The sequence below is a fragment of the Streptomyces sp. NPDC030840 genome (assembly GCF_055572015.1).
The window spans coordinates 43499-52359 of sequence record NZ_JBVIEE010000036.1 but is presented as its reverse complement, the minus strand read 5'-3'; the positions used below and the strand labels follow the sequence as shown (position 1 = coordinate 52359).

The following is an 8861-nucleotide window of genomic DNA, read 5'->3' as shown; positions in this document are numbered from 1 at the left end:
GGGCTGTGCCCCTTGCGGGGCTGTGCCCCTTGCGGGGCTGTGCCCCTTGCGGGGCTGTGCCCCTTGCGGGGCTGTGCCCCTTGCGGGGCTGTGCCCCTTGCGGGGCTGTGCCCCGTACCCCCATCGGTGGTAGCGGGTTGTGTGTGGCTGGTCGCGCCCGCGCGGCGGAGCCGCAGATCGACACAGCCCCGCGCCCCTTGCGGGGCTGCGCCCCCACGTCCCCGCCCACCAGGGCGGCGGGGCCGGTGGAGCGCGGTACCGTCTGGGGGACCGCCTACGTGATGCAGCCGCCCCGGAGGGGACTTCGTGGGGATTGAGAGTGATCAGGTCGTCTTCGAGTATCTGAGCCGGGTCGGAGACCTGGCTCAGCAGCGGCAGTTGCCGTCGGCGGCGCGGATGCGGCTCGTGGCGGAGTTGCGGAACGAGATCGACCGGCGCCGGGCGAAGGCGACGGTCGACAGTCCGGCCGCGGTGCGCCGGATCCTCGCGCGTCTCGGCACCCCGGACGAGGTCGTGGCCTCCGCGGGCGGGTCCGGTGGCGGGGCGGAGGTGCCGCAGGAGCCCCCGGCGGCCGTGCCGGTTCAGCGGGAGGCGGAGGCGGAGGAGCGGCCCAAGCGGTTGCGCCGGGTCGTGCCCCGGCCGCGGCCCGCCGATCCCGCGCCGGCGCCGGCCCCGGACGACGGGCCCACCCCGCCCCACCTCGCGGGACTCGACGAGCTCGGCGACAGCGCCTCGCAGGCCGACTGGTGGCGGGTGGACGGCAACCCTCTGGCCCGGCCGCAGGGCGGTCTGCACGGGAGCAACTTCGACCTCGGCGACAGCGTGCCCGGGTTCGTGGGGGGCGTGGAGATTCCCGAGCTGCTGAAGCCCCCTCCGGAGAAGCCCAAGCCGTCCCCTGAGACCGAACCGAAGCCGGGTGCGCCCAGCCTTGAGAAGGCCGGACAGAGCGACGGAGGCGACGAAGAGGAGCGCGCCGAGGGGCAGGCGGGCGTTCGGCGTGGCCGTTGGCGGGTCGTGCCGCGGGTGCGGCCCGGGGGCGGCTGGACCAACCCCCTGCTTCTGCTCGCCGCCGCCCTCCTCGTCGCGGGCGCCGTCGTCGGCAGTCTCGTTCCGCTCGCACTCGGCTGGCTGATCGCCTATCTGTCCCGCCGTCTCACCCCGAGCGAGTCCAAGTGGGCCGTCCTGGGTGTCCCCGGAACGGTCGGCGCCGCCTGGATCGTCTGGCTATGGGGGCGCACGGAGGGCCGCTGGGGCGACCCCATCGCCGAGGGGCACCTGAACGACGCGGTCAGCGAGACCTGGCCCTGGGCCCTGCGCGCCGCGGCCGTCGCCTCCGCCCTCTACCTGCTCTGGCGTTCCCAGCGCCGGCGGTAGGGCACCGACGCGGTCACGCCCCCGCAGCGCGCACCGTACGGCTGCGGATGATCAGCCAGATCAGGTACGGGGCCCCCACCGCGGCCGTCAGCACCCCTACCGGCAGTTCCGTGGGAGAGAAGAGGCGGCGCGCCAGCAGGTCCCCAAGCACCACGACGCAGGCTCCGAGCAGGGCCGAGGAGACGAGGGGGATCTCGGGCGTGCGCGTCAGGCGGCGGGCGATCTGGGGGGCCAGGAGGGCGACGAAGTCCACCGGGCCGGCCGCTCCGGTCGCCGTCGAGGCCAGCACCACACCCAGGGCCACCAGACCGAGCCGTACCCGGCCCAGCCGTACGCCCAGCGCGACGGCCGTCTCGTCGTCCAGGCCGACCGTCCGCTGCGCCCGGGCCGCCCACACCACCGCCGGCAGCAGGACGAGAAGCGCCCAGCCCAGGGGCCGCGCCTCGGCCCAGCCCCGGCCGTTCAGCGAACCCGTCATCCAGATCTGCGCCTGCTGGGCCACCAGGTAGTCGCCCTTGGTCATCAGCAGGGTCGTCACGGAGCGGAGCGCGATGGCGCAGCCGATGCCGATCAGGACGAAGCGGGTCGCCTGCAGACCGCCCCGCCAGGCCAGTACGTAGACCAGGGCGGCCGCGACCAGGCCGCCCGCCACCGACAGGTACGGCAGGACCGCGTACGACGTCACCCCGAACGTCATCGCCGCGACCGTCACCGCGCTCGCACCCTGACTGATCCCGATCACGTCGGGGCTGGCGAGGGGGTTGCGGGCGACCGTCTGGATCAGGCCGCCCGCCACGCCGAAGGCGGCGCCCACCAGGAGGCCCACCGCCAGGCGCGGCTCCCGCAGCGTGCCCACGATCAGTTCGGCGGACGAGGGCTGCCCCGTGAGGACCTTCAGGACCTCTCCCGGCGGTACGAACCGCTCGCCCACGCACAGGTACGCCAGGCTCGTCGCCGCGAGGAGCACGGTCAGGGCCAGGGCCACCAGCGTGGCCCTGCGGTGCAGGAGGACGGAGGAACGGCCCGCTCGAACGACCGTGTAGCCGGCCGGGTCCAGGACGGTCATGCGGGCACCGCCCTGCCGCGTACCAGGAAGACGAGGAACGGCACCCCGATCAGCGCGGTCATCACGCCCGCCGGGACCTCGGCCGGCGGGAAGAGGACCCGGCCGGCGGTGTCGGAGACCAGCAGCATCGTGGGGCCGAGGAACGCCGACAGGGGCAGCACCCAGCGGTGGGCCTGGCCGACGAGGGCGCGGGCCAGGTGCGGGACGGCGAGGCCCACGAACGCGAGCGGGCCGGCCGCCGCCACGCCGACGCCGGTGAGGACCGTGGCGCCGAGCCCGCCCACGACCCGTACGGTGGTCACCCGGTGCCCCAGCCCCCGCGCCACGTCGTCGCCCAGCGCGAGCGCGTCGAGCCCCCGTGCGACGGACAGCACGAGCAGGGCCCCCGGCACCAGGAACGGCCACACCTGCGCCACGAGGTCCGCGTCGCGGCCGGCCAGCGAACCCACCTGCCAGAACCGGAACTCGTCCAGTGCGGACGCCTTCGTCGTCAGGACGGCCGTCGTCACGGACACCAGCAGCGCGTTGACCGCCGCCCCGCCCAGGGCCAGCTTCACCGGGGTCGCGCCGCCCCGCCCGCTCGACGCGATCGCGTACACGACGACCGAGGCCAGCCCCGCGCCCGCGAACGCGAACCAGACGTAGCCGGTGAGCGTGTGCACCCCGGCGAAGGCGATGGCCAGGACGACGCCCACCGACGCGCCCTGGCTGACGCCGAGGATGCCCGGGTCGGCGATGGGGTTGCGGGTGATGCCCTGGAGGGCGGCTCCGGCCAGCGCGAGGCCTGCCCCGACCATGAGCCCGACGAGGGTGCGGGGCAGCCTGAGGCTCCGTACGACGTCGGCGGCGTCGCTGTCCCCGCCGTGCAGCAGCGCGTCGAGCACCGCCGAGGGAGCCAGGGCGCGGGCGCCGACCGCGAGGCTCAGCAGCACCGCGAGGGCCAGCGCCACGACGGCCGCCGTCATCACGAGGACGCGTCGGGCGGCGGGCATGGGGGCTCCGGGGTGGGGGAGGGGGGAGGTGAGGCTCACCTGAGTCTATGGGCCGGATGTGCGGTGGGTGTGCCGGGGTGTGGACAAGCGGATCAAGCGCCGCGCGGGCTGGGCACAATGACCCCCATGGCGACCCACACGGCCTCGACGACCTCTCCCGCGCCGACCATCGGCTTCGACCTCGACATGACCCTGATCGACTCGCGCCCCGGCATCCACGCCTGCATGCGGGCGCTCTCCGAGCGGACGGGCACGTACATCGACGCCGACCTGGTGGTCACCAGGCTCGGGCCGCCCCTGGCGGAGGAGCTGGCGAACTGGTTCCCCGAGGAGCGGGTCGCGGCCACGGCCGACCTCTACCGTGAGATGTACCCCACAGTCGCCATCACCGCGACGCTCGCGCTGCCCGGCGCGCGTGAGGCGATCCGGGCGGTCCAGGAGGAGGGCGGCCGGGCGATCGTCGTCACCGCCAAGTACGAGCCCAACGCCAAGCTCCACCTGGAACACCTCGGCATCGAGCCCGACGCCGTGATCGGCGACCTGTGGGCCGAGCAGAAGGCCCTGGCGCTGCGCGAACACGGCGCGTCCGTGTACGTCGGCGACCACACCGGCGACATACGCGGCGCGCGCACGGCCGAGGCGTACTCCCTGGCCGTGGCCACCGGGCCGTTCGAGGCGGAGGCGCTGCGCGAGGCGGGCGCGGACGCCGTCCTTCCGGACCTGACCGCGTTCCCGGCCTGGCTGGCGGACTACCGCGCGGCGGCCTGACCGCCGCCCGTCGCCGTGCCGGCGCTCGTGCTCGTGCCGCGGGCACGGCGGCGGCCCGCCGCGATCGACTGGAGGACGCCCGCCCCGGCGATCAGGAAGCCGACGCCCATGAGCATGCTCAGCCCGAACATGTACGTCGGGAAAGGCGTCGTTCCGAGAAACAGCGGGGCCACCGTGACGAGAGTGGCCACGGCACCGAGGAAGAACACGACGGAACCGGCACGGATCAACCTGTCACCTGGTTCGGCGGAATTCGTTTGGGTTTTGTCACGCACCCGACCAGGGTAGTTCCCAGCGCGAGGGAACAGCCGGGTGACGTCTTGTCACCCGGCCCCGGAGCACTAGCCTTGGTACCAGCGGGTCCCGGCGGCCCGCTCTCCTGCTGTACAGAGCGGTTTCCGTACGCCCGGATCACACCGAGCACACTTTTCAGACGCAGTTTCCGACGAGTAACGAGGACGAGGACAGACGTGCCTACCGGCAAGGTCAAGTGGTTCAACAGCGAGAAGGGCTTCGGCTTTCTCTCCCGCGACGACGGCGGCGATGTCTTCGTCCATTCCTCGGTCCTGCCCGCCGGAGTAGATGCTCTGAAGCCGGGCCAGCGCGTGGAGTTCGGCGTCGTCGCCGGGCAGCGCGGTGACCAGGCGCTTTCGGTGACCATCCTGGACCCGACACCGTCGGTCGCGGCCGCGACCCGCAGGAAGCCGGACGAACTGGCGTCGATCGTCCAGGACCTGACGACGCTTCTGGAGAACATCACTCCGATGCTGGAGAAGGGCCGCTACCCCGACAAGGCCTCCGGCAAGAAGATCGCGGGCCTGCTGCGGGCCGTCGCGGACCAGCTGGACGTCTGAGAACGAGCGTGCTCCGGCCGAGGGGCGGCACCAGCCCCTCGGCCGGAGCACGCGTGTGCGATCCCGTGGTCAGGTTCAGGGAAAGTCCAGGGCGCCCGGCCCGAGTGCCGGTACCAGGCCCTCCGCCGCCGCACGGGTGAGCAGGCCCCGTACCGCCGCGTAACCGTCCTCGCCGAGGTCGGCGGTGAACTCGTTCACGTACAGCCCGATGTGCTGGTCGGCGACCGCCGGGTCCATCTCCTGGGCGTGCTCCAGGACGTACGGGCGGGAGGCCTCCGGGTCGTCCCACGCGGCCCGTACCGACGCGCGGAGGGACTCGGCGAGCAGCCGCAGCGCGTCGGCGCCCAGCGCGCGCTTGGCGATGATCGCGCCCAGGGGGATCGGCAGTCCGGTCGTGCGCTCCCAGTGCTCGCCCATGTCGGCGAGCTTGTGCAGCCCGTAGTTCCGGTACGTGAAGCGTGCCTCGTGGATCACGAGCCCCGCGTCGACCTTCCCGTCCCGTACGGCCGGCATGATCTCGTGGAAGGGCATGACCACGATCTCCCCGACGCCGCCGGGCACCACGTCCGCAGCCCACAGCCGGAACAGCAGATACGCCGTCGACCTCTCGCTCGGCACCGCGACCGTACGCCCGGCGAGCTCGACGCCCGGCTCCCTGGTGAGCACCAGCGGTCCGCAGCCCCGGCCCAGCGCGCCCCCGCACGGCAGCAGCGCCCACTCGTCGAGGACGTACGGCAGCACCGCGTACGACACCTTCAGCACGTCGAACTCGCCGCGCTCGGCCATGCCGTTGGTGATGTCGATGTCCGCGAACGTCACGTCGAGCGCGGGCGCCCCCGGCACGCGGCCGTGGGCGAGGGCGTCGAAGACGAAGGTGTCGTTGGGGCAGGGCGAGTAGGCGATCTTCAGCGGACCAAGGGGGTCACTGGGGTCACGGGGTTCGTTCAGCGCGTTCATGCGAGGTCCAACTCTCCAGTACGGGCGCGAGCTTCCCGAATCCCTCGGTGAGCGCGGCCAGGGCGTCCCCGATGCGCCAGGCGGCCCGGTCGCGGGGGCCGACGGGGTTGGAGACGGCCCGCAGCTCCAGCACGGGCGTGCCGTGCGCGGCGGCCGCCTCGGCGACCCCGAAGCCCTCCATGGCCTCGGCGAGGGCGCGGGGGTGGCGAGCACGCAGCTCGGCGGCGCGTGCGGCGCTGCCGGTCACCGTCGACACGGTCAGTACCGTTCCGACTAGTGCCCCGGTGGCGGCCGCGGCCTCTCGTACGAGTGATTGCGGCGGACGGTGGTGGACGGTGCCGAAGCCCAGTTCGGTGACCGGGAGGAAGCCGTCGGGTGTCTCGGCACCCAGATCGGCGGCCGTGACGGCGTCGGCGACGACGAGGGACCCGGGGGGCGCGTCCGGCGGGAACCCGCCCGCGATGCCGGCGGAGACGACGAGGCCGTACGGCGTGCCGCTCAGGGCCGCCGCGGTGAGCGCGGTGGCGGTGGAGGTGGCGGCCAGGGCGGGGCCGACGCCGGCGGCGAGGAGGTCGTACCGGTCGCCGACGCGGTGCAGCGTCACGGAGGGGAGGGCAACCTCGTGTGCCGGCCTCCCGAACGCCCCGGCCACCGCGTCCCTCTCCGCCGGGACCGCGGTGGCCACGAGCACGCGCGGCCCCGCGGCAGCGATCAGGCGTCCTTCTTGAGCTTGAAGGACCACAGCCCGGAGACCTTGGTCTCGCCCTGCTGGATGGAGACGACCGTGGTGTTGCCCTGCGCGCCGTACTGGGCGTTGAAGAACACGCTGCCGGGGATCGTGCGGTACGTCTTCTTGCTGGCGTCGGTCAGCGGCTGACCGTTCATGAGGAGCGTCCAGCCCTTGTCCGCGATCTCCGGGTCGACGCCGAAGCGGACCGTCTCGTCCGGGTCGACGTCGATGGACTTGATGTCCTTGGCCTTCAGGCACTTCTGGAGCTCTTCGGTGGCCACGGCCTTGCCGTCGCCGTAGCAGTCGGTCTCGGAGCTCACCGAGTTGTCGCCGACCGTGACGGTGGCCAGCGGGGTCGGCTTGTCGCAGGCCGACAGGACGAGAAGGCCGGCGGACACGGCGCCGAGGGTGGCGACGGCGCGGCGTCGGCGCGCTTCGGAACGCAGGGAGGTCATGGCCGAAGGCTATCTGGCATGCCGGGCGGCCCCTCCACGAGGGGTGCGTGGCGTGCCGTGCGAGCGGGGCCCTCCGGCCCTCTCAGGTCACCCGCGCTGTGGTCCTGCTGCCGTGCCGGGCCGAGTGGAGCAGCCCCCGGACGGTCGTGAGCCATCCCGCGGCCACGATCCCGGCGCCCACGGAGAGACCGAGGACGCCGTTGAGGGGCAGGGCGATGCCGATGGCGCCGCCCAGGACCCAGGACATCTGCAGCAGCGTCTCGGAGCGCGCGAACGCGGACGTACGGACCTGTTCCGGGACGTCCCGCTGGATCATCGCGTCCAGCGACAGCTTGGCGAGGGCCTGCGCGAAACCGGCGACCGCGCCGAGGAAGGCCACGAGGACGGCACTGAAGAAGACGGCCGCGATGATCGCGGCACCCAGCACGACGGCGACGACGGTCACGATGATGATCTCGGGCGCCCGCGACTTCAGCCACGCCCCCACGGCCGTACCCAGCGCGTTGCCCGCGCCCGCCGCGACGCCCACTATGCCGAGCGACACCGCGGCACTCTGCCCGGCCAGCGGGTGCTCCCGCAGCAGGAACGCCAGGAAGAAGATCAGGAACCCGGACAGGCAGCGCAGCGAGGCGTTGGCGCCGAGACCGTGGGTGACGGCGATACCGACGGTCCGCAGACCCGGCCGCTTCAGCGTGCGGGCGCGGTGCGGCCCGTGCAGGTGCTCGGCGTCCGCCGCGAGCAGCGCCGTGTCCTCGCCCTTGGCCGAGTCGACCTTGTGCGGCAGCGAGAAGGACAGGAACGTACCGGCGATGAAGATCACGAAAGCGCCGTAGAGCGGCCACCGGGGCCCGACCGCCTGCAGCCCCGCCCCGATCGGCGCGGCCACCCCGGTGGCGAGCAGCCCGCCGAGCGTGACGCGCGAGTTGGCCTTGACGAGGGAGAAGCGGGGCGGGAGGAGCCGTGGCACGACGGCGCTTCTGACCACGCCGTAGGCCTTGGACGCGACCAGCACTCCGAGGGCGGCCGGATACAGCTCGATACTCCCGGTCACCACGGCACCGGACAGCAGCAGCGCGAGCAGGGCGCGGGCGAGCATGGCCCCGGCCATGGCGGCGCGGCGGCCGTGGGGGAGCCGGTCGAGCAGGGGCCCGATCACCGGGGCGAGCAGGGTGAAGGGCGCCATGGTGATGGCGAGGTAGAGGGCGACGCGGCCCCTGGCCTCGTCGGTGGGCACGGAGAAGAAGACGGTGGAGGCGAGCGCGACGGTGATCATGACGTCGCCGGCGCCGTTGACCGCGTGCAGCTCGATCAGCTTGCCCAGCCCCGACTCCCCGGCGCCGTGCGCGTGCGTGGCCTTTCTGATCCCCCGCGCCGTCCCGGTCACGGGGAACCCCAGCGCATGCCCGACGGAACGGACGGCTCCGGTCACCCGGCCCGATCCGCCATTCCGGCTGCTCCCCTTGTTCCCCTTGGCCCCACCGACCCCGGTAGCACCCTGGGACGACCTCGCGGCTGCCACTCCGTCATAGTGCCCCGAGTCGGGCCCGGCTAGTGCGGTTCCGGCACGGATGGCTTTCGGCGGGTCGCGCCGCGCCCCGGCAAGGGCGCGGGGCTGTGTCGATATGCGGCTCCACCGCGTGGGGGTGATCAGCCACGGATGGTCTG

At 73.4% G+C, this 8861-nt stretch carries 10 protein-coding genes; 3 read left to right on the top strand and 7 right to left on the bottom strand.

Translation table 11 applies throughout. From position 1 onward, the window contains the following. Positions 1-306 precede the first annotated feature (306 nt). Complete coding sequence (locus ACZ49J_RS42990; RefSeq protein WP_467456662.1) at positions 307-1374, top strand: hypothetical protein; 1068 nt, start codon at positions 307-309, stop codon at positions 1372-1374. Positions 1375-1387: 13 nt separating this feature from the next. Here the strand turns inward: ACZ49J_RS42990 and ACZ49J_RS42985 are convergent, their stop codons facing one another. Both ACZ49J_RS42985 and ACZ49J_RS42980 read right to left on the bottom strand, forming a co-directional pair. Then, a complete protein-coding gene (locus tag ACZ49J_RS42985) occupies positions 1388-2440 on the bottom strand; it encodes a FecCD family ABC transporter permease (RefSeq protein WP_467456663.1) in 1053 nt (350 codons plus the stop codon). Beyond that, entirely contained in the window at positions 2437-3432 is a 996-nt protein-coding gene (locus ACZ49J_RS42980; protein WP_467456665.1) for a FecCD family ABC transporter permease, read from the bottom strand. Before ACZ49J_RS42980 ends, ACZ49J_RS42985 begins: the two co-directional genes overlap by 4 nt. Before the next feature lie 126 nt (positions 3433-3558). On the opposite strand from ACZ49J_RS42980, the gene ACZ49J_RS42975 reads away from it, so the two are divergent. Further along, complete coding sequence (locus ACZ49J_RS42975) at positions 3559-4200, top strand: HAD family hydrolase (RefSeq protein ID WP_467456666.1); 642 nt, start codon at positions 3559-3561, stop codon at positions 4198-4200. On the opposite strand, the gene ACZ49J_RS42970 is transcribed toward ACZ49J_RS42975, so the two are convergent. Further along, entirely contained in the window at positions 4182-4475 is a 294-nt protein-coding gene (locus ACZ49J_RS42970) for a hypothetical protein (protein ID WP_467456667.1), read from the bottom strand. The two genes, ACZ49J_RS42975 and ACZ49J_RS42970, sit on opposite strands and share 19 nt — an antisense overlap. A gap of 195 nt (positions 4476-4670) precedes the next feature. Between ACZ49J_RS42970 and ACZ49J_RS42965 the strand changes: the two genes are divergently transcribed. Further along, entirely contained in the window at positions 4671-5054 is a 384-nt protein-coding gene (locus ACZ49J_RS42965) for a cold-shock protein (RefSeq protein ID WP_467456668.1), read from the top strand. Between the two features lie 75 nt (positions 5055-5129). On the opposite strand, the gene ACZ49J_RS42960 is transcribed toward ACZ49J_RS42965, so the two are convergent. The 4 genes from ACZ49J_RS42960 to ACZ49J_RS42945 all read right to left on the bottom strand — a co-directional run bounded on the left by ACZ49J_RS42960 (position 5130) and on the right by ACZ49J_RS42945 (position 8715). Continuing rightward, entirely contained in the window at positions 5130-6011 is an 882-nt protein-coding gene (locus ACZ49J_RS42960) for a 1,4-dihydroxy-6-naphthoate synthase (protein WP_467456669.1), read from the bottom strand. Then, positions 5986-6696: a futalosine hydrolase gene (locus ACZ49J_RS42955; RefSeq protein ID WP_467456722.1), complete on the bottom strand. Its 711-nt coding sequence runs from the start codon at positions 6694-6696 to the stop codon at positions 5986-5988. The genes ACZ49J_RS42960 and ACZ49J_RS42955 overlap by 26 nt, the downstream gene beginning before the upstream one ends. 26 nt (positions 6697-6722) lie before the next feature. Further along, positions 6723-7196 (bottom strand): DUF2771 domain-containing protein, encoded by a 474-nt coding sequence (locus ACZ49J_RS42950; RefSeq protein WP_467456670.1) that lies wholly within the window; start codon positions 7194-7196, stop codon positions 6723-6725. A gap of 82 nt (positions 7197-7278) precedes the next feature. After that, positions 7279-8715, bottom strand: coding sequence for an MFS transporter (locus ACZ49J_RS42945; protein ID WP_467456671.1), 1437 nt, complete (start codon positions 8713-8715; stop codon positions 7279-7281). Positions 8716-8861 lie beyond the last annotated feature (146 nt).

What these genes read in the sequence shown, in the direction of transcription:
- ACZ49J_RS42985 (WP_467456663.1), bottom strand. Translation starts at nt 2,440, where the DNA reads ATGACCGTCCTGGACCCGGCCGGCTACACGGTCGTTCGAGCGGGCCGT.
- ACZ49J_RS42980 (WP_467456665.1), bottom strand. Translation starts at nt 3,432, where the DNA reads ATGCCCGCCGCCCGACGCGTCCTCGTGATGACGGCGGCCGTCGTGGCG.
- ACZ49J_RS42975 (WP_467456666.1), top strand. Translation starts at nt 3,559, where the DNA reads ATGGCGACCCACACGGCCTCGACGACCTCTCCCGCGCCGACCATCGGC.
- ACZ49J_RS42960 (WP_467456669.1), bottom strand. Translation starts at nt 6,011, where the DNA reads ATGAACGCGCTGAACGAACCCCGTGACCCCAGTGACCCCCTTGGTCCG.
- ACZ49J_RS42950 (WP_467456670.1), bottom strand. Translation starts at nt 7,196, where the DNA reads ATGACCTCCCTGCGTTCCGAAGCGCGCCGACGCCGCGCCGTCGCCACC.